Annotated in this window: 4 protein-coding genes; all 4 read right to left on the reverse strand. The window is 50.0% G+C overall.

Going from position 1 to position 22829, the window contains the following annotated elements; translation table 11 throughout:
- The coding region (locus AC3WTF_RS18950; protein WP_492314337.1) for an SDR family NAD(P)-dependent oxidoreductase at positions 1–8216 on the reverse strand (8216 nt) is incomplete at its 3' end.
- A 51-nt stretch (positions 8217–8267) separates the two neighbouring features.
- A complete protein-coding gene (locus AC3WTF_RS18955) occupies positions 8268–13994 on the reverse strand; it encodes a type I polyketide synthase (protein ID WP_492314338.1) in 5727 nt (1908 codons plus the stop codon).
- A 39-nt stretch (positions 13995–14033) separates the two neighbouring features.
- A complete protein-coding gene (locus AC3WTF_RS18960) occupies positions 14034–20330 on the reverse strand; it encodes a type I polyketide synthase (RefSeq protein ID WP_327948376.1) in 6297 nt (2098 codons plus the stop codon).
- A gap of 18 nt (positions 20331–20348) precedes the next feature.
- The coding region (locus tag AC3WTF_RS18965; protein ID WP_492314339.1) for a beta-ketoacyl synthase N-terminal-like domain-containing protein at positions 20349–22829 on the reverse strand (2481 nt) is incomplete at its 5' end.

Consider the following 22829-nt stretch of genomic DNA (forward strand, 5'->3'; position numbering starts at 1 on the left):
CGGGCCATTTCTAAAGCAGCCGCGCCCGGAAGCACCGGTTTTCCATTGACGATGTGATCGGCAAAAAACGGTTCATGCCCTGAAAAAACAGAAGTAAAGCGCTGGGCGGTAAAGGTCGATGTATTCGCATGGAGCAGCGGGTGAAGCTTTTCACATTCGTCTGAATTCCGGCTTTCAAGCTCTCCCTGAAGACGATCGGACGCCCAATACGTCTGCCTGGCAAACGGGTAGCCCGGCAGATTGCCGATTCGCGGCAAAGGTCCGCCATAAAGCAAGTCCCCTTCGATTTCATAACCTTGACAATAAAAATCTGCCAGCACGCATAACAGCTCCTGATATTTTCTATGGTCAGAATATGAGGCGCTGCACTTGCCGAGCACTTCTATTATGTGCTCCTGAATATGCTGACGCCCTGCAAAGTGCTGCGGTACTTTTCCCGAAAACACATAAGGATGATGTTCATTAAGCTTTGCCTGCTTCCATACATACACTGCGTCATCAGCATCTTGCACTACTATGGCGGCGCGATGGTTAAAGTGATGCCGTCCTTTTAACAACGTATAGCTGAGCTGGGCCAGATCATTTTCTTTCAGTCCGCCATTTTCCGCCCAAGTGATCATCTCTTCGATTTTTTCCTGAAGGGCCTCCTCTGTTTTTGCAGACAAAGTAAGTAAATATGCAGGGGCATCACGATGAGGTGAAGCGCTGCGCTTATAGCTTTCCATAACGACATGGGCGTTTGTTCCGCTCATCCCGAATGCGCTGACTGCCCCCATTCGGTTTTTACCCGGCAGAGAAGGCCACGGTTTACCCCTTTTATTCACATAAAAAGGACTCTTCTCCCAGTTGATATAGCGGTTTTCCCCGCTGCAATGCAGACTGGCGGGAATCATTTCACGGGAGAACGCCTGTAAAAGACTGATCAAACTGACAATGCCTGATGCGGCAAACGTGTGGCCGATATTGGTTTTAATTGATGTGAGTGCGCAAAAAGCTTCTTCGTTTGTATAGGCAGAAAATGCGTCATAAAGCGCGTTAATTTCCACCGGATCACCGAGTTTTGTACCTGTGCCGTGTGTGACGATATATTCGATATCTTCAGGGTTGATACGGCCCCGGTCATAAACAGAAGTAAGCAGCCGGGTCTGGGCTACGCCGCTCGGAGCGGTAATTCCGTTTGTTTTCCCATCATAATTGATGCCGCTCGCCCGAATCACCCCGTAAATCGGATCACCATCTTTTTCCGCCTCTCTCAGCGGCTTCAGAACAACCGCCGCGGCTGCTTCCCCCGGAACCATGCCGTCAGCCCTTTTATCAAACGCGAAGCATTTTCCGTTTTCCGACAGCATTCCGGCTTTATCTATCGTTTCAAAAAAGTCCGGGGTATTCATGATATTCACCCCGGCCGCAACAGCTGTTGTGCACTCTTTATTCTGCAGGCTTAATACCGCCTGATGGACAGAAACGAGCCCCGAAGAACATGCTGTATTTATCGCCATCACAGGACCTGATAAATTCAAGTGATAAGCCAGCCGCGCCGCCAAAATACCGTTATGATGAGACGTGACATTGCCTTTGTCCCGTGTTAAAAGGTGATAATCTCCTTCTTCCGCCCCCACAAACATACCGATCGTCTGCTGCTTGATGTGACTGGCGCCGTAGCCGGCGTCCTCAAGGGCCCTCCACGCTTCCTGAAGAAGCAGCCGCTGTTTCGGATCCATCGTTTCAGCTTCCCTCGGCGATATTTCAAAAAATAAAGGGTCGAATTCGTCCGCCCCCGGAACAGCGCCGAGTTTCCATTTTGAACTTGTGAAGCCTTTTTTTGCGACCGGTGCGACAACGTCCTTTTCCTGAAACAGAATGTCCCACAGCTCGTCCGCCGTGCGCGCCTGAGGAAATCGGCCGCTCATGCCGATAATGGCAATGGAATCAGCTGCCTGACTGCCCTCGGTTCCGGCGTTCAGCTTATTTCTTCCCCTCTGCTTCTTTCGCTTTTCCGTTCCTGCCTTTTCAAAGACAGATTGATCTGCGGATTCAGGTTTCTTTTCTTCATAGACATGCTCCATGACGGACTGGTGTTCCGTCAGAAAATAGCGGACGACCTTCTCCAGGGTGGAATGTCCGAAAAACAGGGCCGGTGTCACTTCAATTCCGTAATGGGCGGACAAAGAAGAGGCGAATTCCGCCAAACTGATAGAATCAAAGCCGAAATCAGCCAGATTGTCAGCGTCCGTCAGTCTGTTCTTGTCTATTTTCAAAAGCCCCGCCGCCAGTTCTTTCACATCCCAGCTTACGCATTCTTCCAGTGTAAAGCCTTTCATTTCACTCCGCCTTCCTGAAAACGGGACGTTCCTGTTTACAGAACCCGAAATCGGCCGTTCGCCTTGATCTATCTGCAGGAAGCGTTTGGCCCTCGACGGAAAACCGGCCAGGACGAGATACTGGCTGGACGGCTGGACTAACAATGTTTCAAAAGCTTCGAGTCCTTCCTCAGTGTATAAATAACGCTGTCCGCTTGATTTTAAATACATATCGGTGCTTTCCGCCGTGCCGACATGCATCCCCCCTTCTTTCCAAAGCGGCCAATTGATTGCAAGTGACTTGCCGCTTCTGAGCCCGAGGCTCACAAGTTTATCCCGATGACGGACAAAAGCCATTTGGAAGCGGTTCCCCATCGCGTAGTCACAAGAACCGAAGTCTCCTAAAATCGCTGAAGAAGAAGAGAAACAACAGAAGAAGTCAAGCGGCTCCCGTGACAGAACCTGATCTAACACCGCGGTGCCGTCCGCTTTTGGCGATAAGACTTGCTGAAAGGTTTGCAGATCTTTCTCCAGAATGCTTTCAGTGCCTTGAAGACCTGCAGCGTGAATGACACCGTGAATCGGCCCGCATCCTTTCTCTTTCACTTCTTGCAAACCTTTCTCCATCTGAGCCTGATCTGCGGCATCCGCCTGCACGTAAAACACCTTGGAGCCTGATGCTTCCAATCTCTTTATCTTGTTCAGCACCGGGCCGGCTGCCGCTGATCTCCCCGTCAAAATGAGCGTAACCGGTCCTTTTTCAGCGAAATATCCGGCAAATAACAAGCCTAACCCCCCGCATCCGCCGGTAATCAAGTACGTTTTCCCGCTCTTTATCACACGCTTCTCGCCAGGGGCAATATCCGTCTGCTTCATTTCCATGACGCGACGGATTTCCCCACTGTACATGACACTGCGGAACGACTCGCTGTGAAGTTCTTCACATACGTTATGGATCAGTTTTTCTAACGGTCCTTTTTGTTCAAAATAAACCGCGGCCGTATCCGTCTCCGGCAAGATCAGTTTCAGCGACCGTTCCAGCCCGATCCATGACTCAGCGTAACTGATATCGGTATCGGTCCCGCACTGAGCGGAAAGAAGGATCCGCCTCGGTTTAGAACGCAAAGAAGCAGCTGCGCGGATCACATGATACAGAATGGAATAGTCTTTCACGGCCTTTTCATCTTCAAGCGGCCATCCATATAAAACGGCATCCGCTTTGCCTGCAGCCGTTTCAATATGCCGAAACGTTTCTTGATATGCTTGTTCGTCAGTGATTTTAATTTGATAATGCGTGTTTGAAAGCTTTTGAGTTTCCTCACCCTGTGAAATAAAAAACACGCCGGCTCCCGGAAAAAGGGTTTGTAAAGACTGATAAGCATGCTTTCTGGCAGCTTCTCCCGTAAGAAAACAGATGACCGTTTTCAGCTCTTCATGAATAGATTTCTTCAGAGGCTGCTGCTTCCACATTTCTTCAAATATCATCATCTCGGATTGTTCCTCTTGCCCGTGATCCTGCTGAGACGGCTGTCTCATTCTTATCCCTTTGATTTCTGCGCAGACAGTGCCGGTTTCGTCACAAAATTGAATGTCACAGCCGGTTTGATTCTTTTTATTAATATACATCCACATGCCGGATGAGCACGGACGCATGACGCGCAGTTCTTCAACCGCTTCAGGCACGATATGGACTGACGGCTCCGTTTTGGCCAGGACATGAAAAGCTGCGTCCAGAAATTCCGGCGGCAGATGATATCCCGGATTACAGCCGCTTTCATCTGTAAGAGCAAGCTTCGCCCAAACCGCACTTTCTCCCGCATAAAGCTTTTCAACGGTGCGGAACTCCTTACTGATCGTTACACCTGATGTGCCTGGTGTTTCATAATCGAATGACAGCGGGCGGCAGTCTTTTTGTAAGGAGGCAATATCAAGCACGCGGGATGGCTGTATGTTCCCTTGTCCGATGATTCCATAATGATGCAGCTTCTCTTCGTCACTGTATATTTCATAATGGATGCCTTCCTCGTCTTCAGACAGAAGGGAGAGATTGACGCCCGCACCGTGAAGTCCGCCGGTAATCGGGTCAGTCCATGCCGCTGTTCGGATCCATATCTCTTTTTCTTCAGAGCTGTCTGCCGCATGATGAAAAGCCGCAAGCGCCATTTCTAAATAAACGGCTGCCGACAAAACCCGCTCCCCGCTCACATCCTGGAAAACGTGTTCCCGGCCTGTAAAAGATGTATGATAGCTTTGCTCCGCCAAGGTTGACGTATTTTCATGCAGGAAAGGATGCACATATTCAGTTGTTCCTGTTTTTGGTTCTTCCCGCTTCATCCAGTAGCTTTCTTTTGCAAATGGATAAGACGGCAGACTGATACGATGCGGCAGCGCGCCTTTATATAAAGATGCCCAATCGACGGGCGTCCCGTGAACCCAGGCATTCAAAAGACTGTCAAATTGACGTTTTTCCATCCAATCACTGATAGTGCCTTCCGTCTCCGTGACAGCACTATCACTCCGGCCCGTAAACACCCCGCTTACGGAACCAGCATTATTCAGAAAAGCAATCAGCTTCTGTTCCAATTCAGAAACAGAGTCCGCTGTCATCGCCAGCCGTTCTTCCATCGGGACCCTGCCGACTTGAAGGGTAAATGCCGCGTCAAGCAGATTCGCATCTGTAATTGTTCCGTGTCCGGCGGCATCCGACAGCAACAGAGCCCGCTCGCGCAAGCGGTCTTTATCTTTTGCCGATAAAACAAAAAGCGCCGGACGGCCGGTGTCTGCCGAAGTCATTTCAGCCGGTTCATACTCTTCTATCAGCAGGTGGGCATTTGCTCCGCCCGCTCCGAAAGAAGATGTACCCGCGATTCTCGGATATTCTCGTGTTACTCCTTCAGATTCTATGACCGGCCGTCTCCATTCCGCTGTTTCCTGCTGCACGATAAAAGGAGAAGTTTCAAAATCAATTTCCGGGTTCAGCTGCTTTGAATGCAGCGACGGCACCAGATATCCGTGTTTCATCTGAAGAAGAATTTTGGTGACCGCAGCAATGCCCGCCGCACTTTCCAGGTGTCCGATATTGGATTTAACAGAACCGATGGAACAAAATTGGTTTGCATCCGTATAGCGGCGGAAAGCCTTGGTTAACCCTGCGATTTCAATCGGATCTCCCAAGGAAGTGCCGGTGCCGTGGGCTTCCAGATAGCTGATTGCTCTCGGGTCAATCCCTGCCCGCTCCATCGCGTCTGCGATCACTTCTCCTTGTGCATTCGGGTTCGGAACGGTGAACCCGTTCGTTTTGCCGCCGGCGTTCAGAGCGCTTCCTTTAATGACACCGTATATATGATCATGATCTTCAACAGCCTTTTTCAACGGCTTTAACACGATACAGCCGACGCCCTCTCCGTCAACAAACCCGTCAGCCTTATCACCGAACGCTTTGCACGCGTTTGACGGTGACAGCATTCTCATAGAAGAAAGTCCGATATAATGAACCGGATCTGTAATCAGGTTTACGCCGCCGGCAATCGCGCATTCAGATGCACCTGTTCTGATGCTTTCTGCGGCGAGATGAATGGCGGTTAAGGATGAGGAGCATGCAGTATCGACCGCGATGCTCGGACCGTGAAAATCAAACACATAGGATACGCGGTTCGGGATAAAGTGATAGTGGGCCCCTGTCGGATAGTTGCCGTTCATGACACCCGCAAAGACACCAACCTTTTTACCGGCGCATAGTGAATCAGGGGTATATCCGGCATCCTCCAGGGCCGCATAAGCGGTTTCCAGAAACAGTCTCTCCTGCGGGTCCATGCGCTCCGCTTCTTTCGGGGAGATTTTAAAAAACAGCGGATCAAATTTATCAATATCTGTTAAAAAGCCGCCCCACTTTGTATACATCCGGCCTTCCTTACCTTTTGTCTCATCATAGTAGTCCCGCCAATCCCAGCGGTCTTTCGGAATTTCAGTGATTCCGTGTTCACCGGTCTTTAACCGTTCCCAGAACTCATTAACATTTTCAGCTCCGGGATACCGTCCGGCAAGACCGACAATTGCCACTTCAAGGTGTTTTGACGGCGGTTCGGAAGCGGGCGGCGCTGTTTCAGAAAAAGATGCCGCTTGGCGCTTCGTCAATCCGGCGCTTTGTTTGCGGCTTTGCTTTTTCTGTAAAGTGTGCGGCGCCTTTTCGGCTTCTTTATTTGTCTTGAAAATCCCAGCCATATCTTCCTGTCTTGAGCTGACGAGATAGTCCGCTAATCCGCCGATTGTCGGATACTCGAAGAACAAAGTGCTGCTGATATCAGGTATGTCTTCCCGCACGCGGTTGGTCAGCTGTACGATTAAGATGGAATCGATTCCGTATTCTTCAAGGGGCGTATGGGCTTGAACGTCCTCAATCGGCATCTTTAAGATGGCGCTGACGATCTGTTTCAGGTACTCTGTGCTTTTTTCAAGCAAAGAGCCGGATGATGCCGCTTCAGTATGACGGACTTCTTCAGAAAATTGCGCATGCAGTTCGCGCTCCTTCGTTTCAGCCAAGTATGCGGCAAGCTCTCCTATCGTCCGGTATTCAAAAAACAGCGTGCTGCTGATATCAGGGACGAGATCCCGCAGCTCATTCGTCAGCTGAACGATCAGAATAGAGTCAATGCCGTATTCATCCAGAGGAGCCAGCGGATTTATCTCTTCTGCCGGCATTTTTAATACTTTTGCCGCAGCCCTTATCAGAAAAGCCGCTGTCTTTTCCGAAAGCCCCTCTCCCGCTTGTTTGATGGGGAGCTGACGATCAGAGGATGTTTGCGGTACGATTGATTGGCGCTTTTGCGCGGTGTAAGCTTCCCTGCTCTGCCTGATGACTCCGTTGCTTTTCGCCGTGATAATCTGCTGGGTGTGCAGACGTTCGTTTTCAGCCGGAAATTGAATGGAATGAAAACCTTCAGCCATTAAAACGGATTTCCATGTTTCCGGATAAAGACCGGGGCACCCCGGAATCCGCAGCGCCTCGTCTTCGTACAGCCACCAGCCCTCTAATAAGCCGAATGTAACATGTGTAAACGGCGTATGCCCGCCCAGTTCATTAACGAGCAGCAAACCGTCCTTTTTCAATACGGCTTTTGCCGTCCGTAAGGTTTTCCGGATATTTTTGGTGGCATGCAGTACGTTTGCAGCAATAGCGATATCGTAGGTTCTCAGATGTAATCCCTGGCCCGCCGCAGGCTGCTCCACATTAAACAGCTGATACGTCAAATACGGATTGTCCGCGCCGTATTCCTTTTCGGCATGCATTAAAAAAGCTTTTGACAAGTCGGTATAACAGTATTCCTGAATATGGTTTTGATAGGGGCGGAGCTTTTTAAACAGTGTGCTGCTCGTTCCGCCGGTGCCCGCTCCGATCTCCAGCAGGCGGATGTTTGCCTCAGGATTGTTTTTCATTACATTTTCCACATACATACACGCTTCATTTGCCAGCACATCGTTGTAATAATCAGCGAGAATATTATGCTTATAGATTCCTTCAACAAGCTCCATTGAAGAATCGGGAAACATCACGTCAGTGGCTTTTATTTTGCCTGTTAAAATGTCAGGCAAAGCTTGAATGATGGTATCCGCCAGCAGAACCTGCGCTTTCATATCCGGATCTTTCAGCCATTCGTTTTTCTTCTTATGCCACTCTTCCCAAACCGCGGCCGTTTCACCGCTTTTAAAATCGCTGTCTAAAAGACGGATGCTTTCTTCCAGCCAGCGTTCATATAAAGGCAGACAGGAAGCCGCCGGCGCTTCGCCGGTCAGACCCATTGAACGCAGCGTCACCCGCAGCACTTGCAGCAAAAGCCGATTCAATTCTTTCATTTGATTGCTTATTTCTGTTCTTAAGGATAACTGTGTACGGTCTTTTTGTTTGTCTCCCTTACCCAAAACCTTATCCTCCTAAGAAAATTAAATTTGCTCCGTCAATTTGACAGGCAATCAGATAGTCACAAATTCATGAGGGTTCATTCCCTCGATCGGAATCGGCTTGGTCAGCTTCATCAGCCCCATGCGGGAGATCGGCTGCGTCAGCAGAGTTTCCAGCGCCTGCATCCCTTCCGCCCGGCTGATCAGCCCGAGACCGATTGCACTCAGTCTGTCAAACTCTTCAGAAATGTGATTGTCAGCCCGCTCCCAATAACCCCAGTTCATCACTTTGACCCGGCATGACAGCCATCCGGAAAGCTCATGGGCAAATGCGTCTTTAAATGCGCACCCCGCCGCATAATGACTTTGATTCGGATTCTTAATATATGAAATAACCGAAGAGAAAAAGAGAATAAAGTCCAAAGACTCTTTCGCAAATACTTCGGCAATGTTGACGGAAATATCCACTTTCGCCGCAAGACCGGCGTGAAACTGTGATTCTTCCATATCTTTTACGCTTTCATTCGCAAATACCATCGCTGAATGAACGACGCCGCTGATGGTGCCGTATGTGTTTTTAATCTGTTCATAGGCGCGCTGAAGCGATGGAAGATCAGAAGCATCTGCGGCTATATATTCGGGAGCCGGGCCTGATGGCCGGTACCGGTCTATTTTTTGGCGTATCCGGCTGTCCAGCGGCCGCCTCCCGATCCAGACGACTCGGGCTTTATACGTCGTCACTATATAATCTGTCCAAACCTCGCCGATGCCTCCCGCACCGCCGATGATGACATACACGCCTCCATAGCGGTAAGGAACACTTTCAGACGGCCCGCTTTGGACCGGAAGCAATTGAGGCCGGTACCATTCCTGATGTCTACGCACCCATGCTTTACCCGTACGGTCGCGGGGCAGGCTGAATATGTCTTCTGCGGGGAAATCCCCCCCGTCTTCAAGATCGGCGAGACGGATGTGCCAGCTCGGATGTTCTTTAGCGAGAGACCCGACAAAACCGTGAACACTGGAATGAGCGGGACGCACCTCATCATATTGGGTAATAGGCTGTGCTTGGTGCGTAATCACCGTCATCTCTAGCTGCTCCTTTCCATACCCGAGACCGATAAGAGCTTTGGCCGCTCTGAAAATTTGCAGCACCCCGCTTTTTTGATCATGGCTGTGAGAATCAGCCGGCTGAGGGGCAAACCAGATCATATGCTGAATCTCACCGAGACGGCGGAGCCGATCAGATATCACTTCAACGGAAGCACTTTGGCCGATATCAAATCTCACAGCTTTAGGAAACAATCGTAAAACCGCGTCCGCCTGCCCGTCTGTACCGCCTATGATGACAGCTTTTGCTTCAGAAATGGGGAAGCCGGTTTGGTTGTCTATCGGTTCCGCGTCCCATACCTGCATCAGTTTGACGGCTCCGGTAAGGTTACCCGGGAGATCGTATTGCTTATTATCGGTTACGGCCGGCGCACTTTCGGCCATCCGGGCAGAAAATCCTTTTATCCTTACACACACATTGCCGCGCTCATCACATATATCAATGTCCATTCTTCGTACGGCCGGTGTTTCATGCGTCACAAATACGGCCGCCCACATGTTTGGACTGCACGGATGAAAAACGGTCAGTTCATGCAATTCAAAAGGCATTAACGGCTGCTCCGGATAACCCGCTTGATCTTCATTCATAACGCCGATGGCCGCCTGAAAAGCAGAATCTATCAGACTAGGATGGAGCACAAACTGTTCAGCCTCATCAGAAACGGAAGCAGGGAGCACCAATTTAGCCAAGGCTTCTTTTTCCCCGCAATAAATGTGATCAATTCCTTGATGTGAAGGTCCGTATACAATTTCCGCCTTTGCAAACGCCGCATAGCAGTCTTCTTTTGACAGCACTTTTTTGCGGCATCGCGCTTTCAGCTGTTCAATATGCAAAACCGGCGCCTCAGACAGCGGCTCAATCACAGCACTGCCTTCACAATAAATGTCTGAATCATTTTCATTGCTGTACACTTGAAATGAAACATTGCCGTTATCCTCCAAAGAAAGCCCTGTCGTCATACGCAGCGTCTCTTTTTTGTGAACGGCCTGGCGTATCCAGCTGATATACCGCAGCGAAATGCCGGTTTTAGCCGTGTATTCAGCGGCTAACGGCGCGGCAGCCAGTTCAGCCGCGGCTCTCGCCATTTCAAGATAAGCCGCCCCGGGGAGAACACGCTTGTTTCGGACGATATGATCGGCTAAGAAGAATTCATCTCCGTTCAGTATCGTACTGAATTTTTGTTCTAGCAAATCTGATGTATTGCGATGAAGCAGCGGGTGAAGCCTGCTTTCTGTATTTACTGAAGTGACGGGATGATCGGGCTCCGGTATCCAATATCGTTCCTTTGCAAACGGATACGTCGGCAGACTCATCCTGCGCGGTTTCTCCTCCTGATACAGCCGCGTCCAGTCTATCTCAAATCCTTTTGACCACAGCTCCGCAAGTTTTTTGTAAGTGCCGCTGTCCATCCATTTTCGGATCAGCTCCTCCGTATCCTGATCATCGTTCAGGAAACCCCTGATTTCCGTTCCGCTGTCAGACCGCCCTTGAAAGCAGCCGTCAATCTGCCGTTTTTGTTCTGTAAATTCAGTTAATTTCCTGATCAAGTCTGCTTGATCGTTCACTAAAAAAACAAGCCGCTCTTCCATTGCCAGCCGTCCCGTTTGCAGCGTATACGCCAGTGACCGCAGGGAAAAAGATTCATCAGGCTGCTTATCTAAGCCCGACTGGCCGAAAAGACCGGAAAGAATATTCTTATGTTTCTCATCGTTTGTAAGACATTCTGCTAAAGTCCGGACGGAAGTATGCTGTATGAGATCAGTCATGTCTATTGCCAGCCCGTATTGATCCGTCATCAGCTCAGAAAACTGTGTCAGCTGCATGACATCCAAGCCGAATTCCTTCCAATCCTGTTCATCATCTACCGAACCGGCCGCAACATGCAGAACTTCGGCCAGAACACCTCGCAACGCATTTTCCAGCTGATTTTGCATTGTATCTCTTTTGTCATGAAGCGGACCGCTTCCTTCAAGCGCTTTATCTTTGAGAAACATCAGCAGGCGGGCAGCGTATTCCTTCAGCCGCTCCGGATTTTTCGCTGATAGAGGCACGATATACGGTCTCTCTTGATCCTCCGTAATACCGGGGTTTTTAGGCCTGTACTCTTCTAAAATGAGATGAACGTTTGAACCCGTCGCCCCGAATGAACTGATGCCTGCGCGTCTCGGGCAGGCATGTTCACGGCCGTTCTCTGTATACGCCGGCCTTTTCCATGACTCGGTTTTTTGCTGCACGTAAAATGGCGAGTCCTCTAAACGGAGATACGGATTAATCGTCTCTGAGTGCAAAGAAGGGACAAGCGTTTTGTGAAACAGCTGCAAAACCGTTTTATGAAGCCCGCTGATCCCGGCGGCTGATTCCGCATGTCCGATATTCGATTTAACGGAACCGATCGCACAAAATTGCCGATCCTCCGTAAACGTGCGGTAAGCTTTAACAAGACCTTGTATTTCAATCGGATCTCCTAAAGAAGTTCCGGTTCCGTGCGCTTCCACATAAGAAATCGTCCGGGGATCGATCCCCGTCTTTTCAAGACATTCAGCTATCATATCCCCCTGCGCCACGGGGCTCGGCACGGTAATCCCGCTGACGGTCCCCACGTGATTGACGGCGCTGCCTTTTATCACCGCATAAATATGATCCTTATCTTCTTCGGCTTTGTGGAGCGGCTTCAGCAGCACGGCTCCGATGCCGTCAGCTGAGACATAGCCTGTGCCTCCTTCGCCGAACGTGCGGCACAGCCCGTCACTCGAATGCATATCCATCAAGCCGTATGTGATATATTTTGTCGGGTGCAATGATAAATTGACGCCGCCGGCAAGAGCTGCTTCACATTCACCGCGTCTCAGACTTTCCGCCGCCATATGAACGGCCGTCAAAGATGACGAACACACCGTGTCAACCGCCATGCTCGGCCCGTGAAAATTGCAAAAATATGAAACCCGGTTTGCGATCGGCGCATAGTTCAAGGGATAAGGAAAGACCAGCCCTTTAGCAGCAGCTTCAGCGCCGGCGAGAGAATAATCCATATGCATCACCCCGGCAAACACACCGACGTTCATTCTCTTATTCGGCCCTTTCGGCTGAACGATTGTTTCCGGGGTGTAGCCCGCATCCTCAATCGTTTCCCAGCATGTTTCTAAAAACAATCGTTCTTGCGGATCTTTAGCTTCTGCCTCCCGCGGAGAAATCCGAAAAAATTTCGCGTCAAAACAATCCGGATCGTCTATAAAACCGCCCCATTTGGAAATCGGCTTGCCGGACGGCGATCGCAAATGCTCATATGTCCTCGTATCCCAGCGGGAACGAGGCACTTCCGTTACGCTGTTTTCTCCATTTTTTAAATTTGTCCAAAATTCACGAAGATTTTTGGCGCCGGGGTACCGTCCCGCCATCCCGACGATCGCAATATCTCCATTCTGCGTTCCGGCTGACGCCGATTTTTTCACGCGGATTTGGGTTGTCCTCTTTTTTTCCCGGGGCAAAGGCTCAGCACTTGAATGCCCGCTTTGAGCATGGCCGAAACCGGCTCCGTAATGTTCGCACAAATATCCCGCCAATTCCGCGATTGTCGTGTATTCAAATAACAGTGTCGGCAGAAGCTGCGTTCCGATTTTTTGTTCAATTTCCTTTACCATGTCCAACAGCCCCGGAGAATCCAGCCCCATTTCATAGTAGCCGATATCCGGGTCAATCTCTTTCACAGGTTTGTTCAATCGGGCGGCAAGCAATTCTTTTAAATAAAGGATGCACTGTTCAGTAAGGCCGGCGGAAGCCTCCGCACGGCGGGGCTCAGAAGGCGCCGGTTCCGCTTGCGGAGCCGGGACGGCATTCCGCCCGTCAGGTTCTTTCTTTTGCCGTTTCTGATTGATCAGTTCCGGGTCCCTCACCAGTTTATTGGCGAAGTTTTTCAGTTCGCCGACTTTTCTGCCTTTCTCATTGAAAAACTCCATTGTCACGTAAACGAGATCTTTCTTACGGGTGACGGATTCTTTTTTTATCTTGGTGATACATGTTGTCTGCAGCAATTCGGTGCAATAAAACGATTCATAAAACAGCGGCAGAAATAATTGCCCCTCCTCCCTCGTCAAAGGAGCGAGATATACATTGGAGCCGATGCTGCTCGCATCTATCAATGCGGGATGAAACATCGCCTCTTCTGCATGTTCCAGCTGATCCTTTTGCACCGACAGATCAATATAAATCTCTTTTTCAGTTTGGTAGACGCTTCCGCAGCCTTTCATCATTCCTGAGTGAACCAGTTCTTGATCCCTGCATTCCGCGTAAATGTCCTCAAGCGGTATTTCTGCCGCCGTTTGTTTTACGGCATCCATCCGGACGCTCTCTTGGAAGCCGGCGGGCTTGACGGAATGCATTTGCGCCGCGGCATATACCTTTGTCTCTGCTGCTTCGTCACCTTGTTTTTGCCCTTTCACCTCCACCTTCCACTGCCCTTCGCCGTTCTCTGTACAGTCAACGGAAAGCAGGATTGTTTCTCCCTGTTCAGGAGCTAAAGGGTGAAAAATCGATAAGTGCCTGAGTTCAAGGCCGGCATGAAAAAAGCCGTTTTCTCTGAAAGTCTGATAGATCAGGTCAATATAAGCCAGACCCGGCAGCAGTTCCTTTCCATAGGCTTTATGATGTTTCAGAACGGGATGCTGATTGTTAATAAGAAGCTGCTCTTGCATATGAACTTCCTCCATATCGACGTTCAATTTTCAGCGCAATCAGTAAGTCTTCATTTGTTTCCAAAACGTATTCGGACGGGACTTATGTGTGTTTTCATGCAGGCTTTCGGTTTTGTCCGGACGGATGGGCCGGCGTTTTAATTCCTGTCTCGGCAAAGGCTTTCTAACCGGGGTATACGCCTCCTGCTCCCAGGCTTCCACTATGACATGGGCATTCGTCCCTCCGTCAGCGAAGCTGCTGACGGCGGCAATCCGCGGTGAATCCGTCCATTCACGCAGAGCGTGCGAAAAATAAAACGGCGAGGCGGACAGATCGTAATGCGTCATCGGCTCTTTGCCCGAAAGGAAAGGCACACGCATTCGGCGCGAGAGCATAAGCACTGTTTTAATGAATCCGGCAACCCCTTCAGCGCATAACGGGTGTCCGATATTCGGCTTCATCGACCCCAATTCGCAAGGCGCGCTGTTTTGCATACGGTACACCGCTTCAATCGCCCTCAGTTCCAAAAGGTCGGTTACTTCAGAGCCTGAACCGTTTGCTTCAATGTAGCTGATATCCTCCGCTTTTCTGCCGCTTTTGGCAAGCGCCTTGGCCATCACTTCTTTCTGCGCCTGTATATTCGGTGTGGCAGGCCCCGCGGTTCTGCCGTCATTGTTTACGGAAATGCCTTTAATGACCGCATGAATCCGGTCACCGTCTTTTACAGCCTGGGCCGCTGTTTTTAAATACACCATTCCGACGCCTTCTCCCAATACGATGCCGCCGGTGCGGCGGTCAAAAATATGAAACGCAGGCTCTTCGCTTAACAGATTGCGAAGTTCGAACATCCGGTGGGTTTGACCGGATTCCAGCAGACTGACTCCCCCGACCACCGCTGAGTCGATTTCACCGCAAGAGAGCGCCTGTATCGCCATATTCATCCCGACAAGCGCTGAAGAACAGGCCGTATCCAAAACGAGACTCGGCCCCTTCAAATCAAAGAACTGAGAAAGATTGGCCGCCAAGTAATTCGGGCCGGCTGCGACTATCGGATTTTTTGCATGCTTCAGACGGTTTTCATCAGGCATACTGCCGCCGCGTCCTCCTAAATAGACACCGGCTGACCTGCCTTTCATTTCTTGTAACGAGTAACCGCTGTCTCTGAACAGATGAAGCGCCTCTTCTAATATAAGAAAGGACTGGATATCCATTGCCTTGATGTCTTCTTCGGGAATAAGGAAAAACTCCGGGTCAAAATGCGTTACATTTTGTAAAAGGCCCGCATAATCCGCCTTCTCCGTTTTCCAGCGCTCTTTCGGAACTCTTTGAATGGCTGACGTTGCTTCAGACAGCAGCTTCCAATAAGCTTCGATTGATTCAGCTCCCGGAAAACGGCAGGACATTCCGACAACAGCAATGTCCTGCGCCGCTCTAGCACCAGAAGGCTGAATAACAGCGGCTGCAGTTTGTTTGGGAACGTCCGGGATTACAGGCTGAACCGGTTTTGAAACGGCAGCTTTGATTTCGGGATATGCTGTTTCAAGCCATCCCGCCAGCGCAGCAACCGTAGGGTATTCATACAGCACCGCCGGGTCAAGGTCAGCTTTGATCCTCTTTCCGATCGCTCTGGACACTTGGGCAAGCATAATGGAATCGGCTCCGTAATCTTGAAACGGTGTATCAGATTCAAATCTTGACGGCTCCAGTCTTAATTCCCGGCAGCAAATGCCCGTCAGCCACTCCTTAACGCTTTCTGTATCGGCCTGTTCCTGCTGCTTTGTTTCAGTAAGGCCGGATGAAAGCAGCAGACGGTCAGGCTCCCATTTTTCCGGGTGAATGACGGCCGGCATAATAACAGATCCGCAATCGCCTGCCATGATGGCATCAAACAGGCTCAACCCTTCTCTGTCAGTGATGCTCTTTAAACCGCTTTTCAGATAGGCCCGGCTTTTTGATTCGCCCATACCCGTTTCTTTCCAGCTCGGCCACTGGATGCTCAGCACCGGAAAACCTTTTGCGGCCGCAAAATAATCCATATAGGCGTTAGCCATGGCATAATCGCTTTGTCCCGCTCCTAATTCCGGCATCACGCCGGACACTGAAGAAAACAGCGCAAAAAACCGGAGAGGCTCCTTGTGCAGCGCTTGATACAAAAGGTCCAGTCCGTCTGTTTTAGGTTCAAGCACGGTCATCATCTGTTCTCTCGTTTTGCGGATAAAGGCCGGATGATCGAGATCTACGGCTCCCGCTGCGTGTATCACGCCTCCAATCGGGCCCATCTTCTCTTTCACCCGGCTGACAGCCTGCTCATATTCAGGGCCGGAAGATACAGACAGCACTTCCGTTCGGACACCTTTTTGTTCGAGCTCTCTGATTCTTCTCACTTTTTCGGAAAACGGGGAATTCCGTTTGATATGATCATCCCACTCCGCTTTCGGCGGCATTGTTTCTTTTCCGGTAAGCACGAGTTTCGTGACTCCGTATCGTTCGGCAAAATGCCAGGCGAATAAATATCCGAGCCCCCGGGTCCCTCCGGTGATCCAGAGCACATGGTCTTTCGGAAATGAAAATTCTTTTTCAGCTAAGCTGTTTGTTTCCTTTAACCGCGCGTGATAGCGCACACCGTTTCGGTAACACACTTCGATGTCTTCAGAATCGCGAAAAAACTCCTCTGCGATCTGGTTTGCCAGCTCAGGATCTTCGGCAGTCCGTTCTGCATCCATATGCCGCGAGCGGATATCCTTATACTCACTTTGGAGCATCCGGTACAATCCGGCCTTTTTTGCACCTGAGAGATTTATCGTTTCATTTGCAAAGGGTTCAAGCCCCTTTGTCACACAAAGCAGCTGAAGCTTTCGGCCGCGGTTTCTGTTGTCAATGAGAGACTGCAGACGATGAATCCAGCCGTCATCATGATTGATTTCCGTCCCGCATCCGGTCACATCAATCAGACCGCCAAATCGGGCCGCGTCCCCGGATATTTCCGGTGATGCAGCGTCAATGATTTCAGACTCGGGGAAATAACGGGACAGCTCAACGGCTAAATTTCCTGTCTGGTGATCAGCAGCTATTCCGATGACGCCCCGCACTTCCTTAGCCGGAACACGGCTGCTTTCTGCCCAGCTTTTCTGTAAAAAGCGGATTTCACGAAATGTTTCAGAATGTGTTTCAGCATCACGAACATTGTCCGGCGCTGCATCGTCCGGCCAATACCGATCCTTTATAAATGGATAACCGGGAAGGCTGATGCGATGCGGCAGGCTGCCGTTATAAAGCTCTGACCATTCAATCTTCAGCCCTTTTACCCAAAGTTCCAGAAGCTTCGCGAATTTTTTTCTTTTCATCCATTTACGAACGGCTTCCTGCATATCTTCATCCTTAAAAACGGCTAGAATGTCTTTATACTGTTTGCTTTTTCCCCTGAAGCAGCCGTCTGTCCCGCCGTCAATAAAACGCTGCAGTTTTTCCGCTAACTGCTCTGTCGACGTCACGATAAACGCCGCACGTTCTTCCATCGCTTCTCTTCCGGTTTGAAGGGTGTAAGCCGCATCCCGGAGGCTGCGGTCTGTGACGTCATTTTTTCTGATCGCTTGAAGAAGCTGCTGCGCCCGCTGCTTCAGGCTGGCCTCCTGTTTGGCGGATAATAAAATGACTGCGGGATCTTCATCTGTGAATGGCTCATAAATCTCCCTATCAGGTTCAATATATTCTTCTATCAATATGTGGGCATTTGCCCCGCCCGCGCCAAAAGAAGAGATTCCCGCGATTCTCGGAATCTCTTTTTGCGCTCCGTTTTCCTCAATGACCGGCCGTTTCCAGTCTGCCAATTCACGCTGCACCGCAAACGGCGTCCGGTCGAATGCAATATTCGGATTCAATTTCCGGCAATGTAATGAGGGAGCCAGCTTTCGTTTTTGAAACTGGAGCAGCAGTTTCGTTACACCGGCAATGCCTGCCGCGGCTTCCAAATGCCCGATATTGGATTTAACTGAGCTGATGGCGCAAAAACCTTTATCTGACGTTTTCGTTTGAAATGCGCGGGTCAAACCGTCAATCTCGATCGGATCTCCGAGTTCAGTACCCGTGCCGTGGGCTTCGATACAGCTGATCATCCGCGGATGTATTCCTGATTTTTTAAGCGCGCCGGAAATCACGTCAGCCTGGGCGCTCGGACTCGGCACTGTATACCCGTTTGTTCTGCCGCCGTGATTGATATGAGTGCCGCGAATCACCCCGTAAATATGGTCCTTATCAGCTATCGCTTTTGACAGCGGCTTTAACAGCACGGCCCCGACGCCTTCCCCGGGAACAAATCCGTCCCCGCCTTCACCGAAACTTTTGCACGTTCCGTCTTTTGAAAGCATTCGATAGGCGCTGAGCTCCGCATAAGCCGAAGGATGCGTATACACATTCACACCGCCGGCAATCGCCATGTCGCATTCGCCGCGAAGGATGTTTTCACACGCTTCATGGATTGCAGTCAGCGAAGACGAGCACATCGTGTCGACCGGCATGCTCGGCCCTTTCAGATTAAGAAAATAGGAAACTCTGTTGGCCGCTGAACTGAACGACGTTTTCGGCTGCAGGGCGCCGCCGTTTTTCCAGTACATTCCGTACCCGTTTTTCGTAATGCCCGCAAAAACGCCGACCCGGCCGTTATACAGATTCTCAAGCTGTTCCTTCGTATAACCGGCATCCTCCAGCACCTGCCAGCACATTTCAATAAAGAGACGCTCCTGCGGGTCCATATTCAAAGCATCACGGGGTGAAATTTGAAAAAACAGCGGATCAAAGAAAGCGGCATCTTTCAGAAATCCGCCCCGCTTACTGTAACTTTTCCCTTCTTTCACGGCCGTTTCAGGATCAGGGTTGTAGTATTTGTCCTTTTCCCAGCGCTCTTCGGGAATTTCCGTCACACAGTCTTTTCCGGCCGCTAAGTTATCCCAGTACTCTTCAAGTGTTTCAGCTTGCGGATAACGGCCGCTGACTCCGATAATCGCAATCCCTTCTTTTGTCTGGTTCTCATTGGAAAAAGCAGGCCGTTTCTTTCGCTTGATAAACGACGGAAGCACCGGAAAATCTTCATTTGCCAAAACCTGTTCTGATATGCCTGAACGGTGGTCATCATCATTTGTCCATTTTCGGCATTCTTTTGGATAATCCGTGACAAAGTGAGCTGCCAGAGATCCCAGTGTCTTATATTCGTAAAAAACCGTTTTGGAAAGGTCACCGAAAAGCAGAGACAATTCGCGGTTCAATTTCGTCACAGTGACTGAGTCGATTCCGTAGGTTTCCAGCGGCTCTTCAGTGTCTATGTTGGAAACAGCAATTTTTGCAGTCAGGGCAAACAGCGTTTTGAGCTGAAGAAGCGTTTGTTCATACAAACGTTCACTGCGGTGTTCGGCATTGGTTTTTCCGGGAGCGCCCGTCTTGATGACAGGCTGCAGCTTCAACCCTGACAGGGAAGCCCATATTTTTCCTTCTTCGTCACATAAATCAATATAAAAGCTCCCCGCCTTCTCTTGTATCTCGGCCCATACCTTGTCAGGACAAGGTTCATAAAACAAAAGCTCGTCCAATGAAACCGGGGCGAGCGTTTTATATTCTTTGCCGCCAAGCAGCGCGCATGCCTCTGTCACACTTTGCATCACACAGGGAGGGAGGCCGAATCGGGCGGATTCTTTTTGGTCTGTCAATGGAATTGATATGTCTGCCAGCATCCGTCCTGCTGAGGCGTAAATACGCTCTATTCCTTTCATGTGCTCACTGTATTGAACGGTATCGTTCTGAGTGATGGCTTCAATTTGCTGCTGATCCATCAGGGAACCGCTGTTTTCCTTCAAGCGGCTGATATCCAGCATGCCGGGCGCAGCATCAACTGGCTGAATCGTCCCTTGGCTGTACACATCATGATGACTGAAATCGGCAGAAAATGGATTATAAATCTCAAACCTTTTGGCTTCACCCTCTGCGGGTATCAGCCTGATTTCGATATGGAACGGCTCAGCCTCAGTCAGAATGGGCTTTGACCACACGATATGCGTCAGCCGGACAGCCTCAGTCTCCTTTACTGTCAAAACAGCCGCAGCTCTCGCCATTTCCAAAAGAAGTTCTCCGGGCATAAGCTTTTTACGCTGTAAAGAAACATCAGCGAGAAAAAATTCCCGGCCGCTGAAAGCTGCCGAGAATCCCTGTCCCGTTTCATCGGAAATATGCTGCTGAGCAAGCGGATGAAGGGAAGCCGCTTGGCGAAGTCCCATCCGCATATCATAATCGCGCAAAATGCCGATCGCATCCTGTTTTGTCATTTTTTTATTTTTGACGTCAGAAAAAACCCGGTGCAGAAACTCTTTCATATGGTTTCCTCCATTACGCTAATCCCTGTAAAAACCGATCGTTCTTTTTACAGCGGTTTCTATGCTTATTTCGTTTTTCTCCAAATCATCAAGCAGGCGCTCATAAGTCTCAAGCGGGGACGTATCAGTCTCATAAGTCTCCCGGTGCCTTATATGCTGCGCACTGTGCGGTATCCAGCAATGTGTTTTCGCAAAAGGATAGACGGGCAGGCTGACTTTTTTTGGCCTTTCGTCCGGATATAATTTATTCCAGTCGACATGTAAACCTTGCACCCATAATTTTGCAAGCATTGTATACTTTCCTGCTTCAATCCATTGATCTACGGTCCCGCTCATTTCTGCGTTGTCCGTCATCTCTGTAAACAGCTGTTTCATCGCTTTGTTCCGGCCTGTAAAGAAATTCTGCCCCGTCTCCTTGCCGCTGAGGAAATCATTCAGCGCGTTCGTAAGCTCTTCTTTTGTTTCAGCAATGACGGCAAGACGCTCTTCCATTTCATCCCGGCCAAGCTGAAGCGTATAAGCGATACCCGCAAGAGCTCCGTCAGCTGAATGTGTCTTTTCCAAATATCTGCACAGCTGTTCCGCACGTTCCTTCAGCTGTTCCGCCGTCTTTGCCGAGAGAATGAATAAGGACGGCTGAAGTTCACCGGCCGTCCATTGCTTCTCTTCAACAGGAGAAACATATTCTTCGAGCACGACATGAGCATTGACACCGCCAAATCCGAACGAGCTGACACCCGCTCTCCGCGGCAGTTCATTTCCGCTATCATCAGTCGCAGCTTTCCACGGCTGAGTGTGGCGGACGAAATAAAACGGGCTGCCGTCGAGGCTGATATACGGATTAACGGTTTCACAATGCAGACTTTTAACGAGCGTTTTGTGCTGCATCTGCAAAATAATTTTTAAAAGCCCGGCCATGCCGGCGGCAAGCTCTGTGTGGCCGATATTCGTTTTGACGGAACCGATGGCGCAATGAGGCTGATCGGGCGCCGTTACTCCGGCTTTCTGATAAAGCGCTGCAAAAGCCGCTTTGAGTCCGTTGATTTCTATCGGATCTCCGAGCGCCGTTCCCGTGCCGTGGGCTTCAATATAACTCACTGTACGGGGGTCGATGTTCGCTTGCTGATAAGCTTTTATCATGACTTCTGTCTGTGCTTTCGGATTCGGCGATGTAAGGGAAGCCGCCCGTCCGCCATGATTTTCCGCCGTTCCGCGAATAACGGCATAAATACGGTCGCCGTCACGTTCCGCATCGGATAATGTTTTCAAAACAATCATGCCCGCACCTTCAGCTCTGACATACCCGTCCGCTTGATCGGAAAATGTTTTGCATCGCCCGTCTTCACTGAGCATTCCCGCTTTATTAAAGCTGATATGCATATCCGGCGATACAATAGCATTGACGCCTCCTGCAATCGCGATGCCGCAGTCTCCGGCCTGAATTGCCATGACCGCACGGTGAACAGCGACCAATGAGCTTGAACAGGCGGTTTCAATCGGTTCGCTCGGCCCATGTATATTCAGAAAATAGCTCATACGGTTCGGACCGATTGACGGAACCGTACCGGCGGCGGAAGAACCCTCAATCTCTATATGGAACTTTGAAGCTTCCTGAGCGTAACCGCTGTTTGTCGTGCCTGCAAAAATGCCTGTATTTGTACCTGACAGGCTTTTGGCAGAGCAGCCTGCATCTTCAATGGCTTTCCATACATGCATCATTAAAAGTCTTTGCTGAGGATCCATCATTTCGGCTTCATGCGGAGAAATACCGAAAAATAAAGGGTCAAATTGAGCGGTTTCATCAATGAAGCCGCCCCACTTTACATTGCTCGCATTTTTATCTTTCTGCGGATCTCCGTAATACTGTCTCCAGTCCCAGCGCTCCGGCGGTATTTCAGAAATGCAGTCCTTTTCTCCGGCTAAATTCTCCCAAAACATTTCCGGATTTTCAGCCATTGGAAATGCACAGCTGATTCCGATTATCGCCACGGGCTCAGGTGCAGCTGCGGTTTTTGTTTTAGGAAGACGGGACGGAATCAAGAATGGCTCCGTCTTCATTTTTTTACGCACAACCGGTTTCTCCGTTTCTGTTTCTTCCTGTGAGCCGAATGTATCCGGATGTTCCGTCAGCAAGTATTGGGCAAAACGAAAGACTGTCGGGTATTCAAAAAATACGGCCGGTGTCAGTTCAAGCCCATACGTTTTATTTAGTTCATTTGCAAACTGCGTGAATGAAACCGAATCAAAGCCATAATCTCTCATCTCTGATTCAGCATCTATCTCGTCTTCTTTCACCTTCAGAATGCCTGATATCATATGTTTGAGTTCCGCTTGTACTTTATTCGGTATATGGACGGGCGTCTTCCTTGACACATGAATGCGATTGGACGGTTTCGGTGTTTCAGGCATCAGGTTTTTTCGAATCCGTTTTTCGTCGCCTTCTGCCACCATGACCTGGTGTTCTCCGGAGGCAAAAGCGGCGTAAAGCGCTTGGATGCC

Source organism: Bacillus sp. EB106-06-01-XG163 (assembly GCF_058791615.1).

What these genes read in the sequence shown, in the direction of transcription:
- AC3WTF_RS18955 (WP_492314338.1), bottom strand. Translation starts at nt 13,994, where the DNA reads ATGCAAGAGCAGCTTCTTATTAACAATCAGCATCCCGTTCTGAAACAT.
- AC3WTF_RS18960 (WP_327948376.1), bottom strand. Translation starts at nt 20,330, where the DNA reads ATGAAAGAGTTTCTGCACCGGGTTTTTTCTGACGTCAAAAATAAAAAA.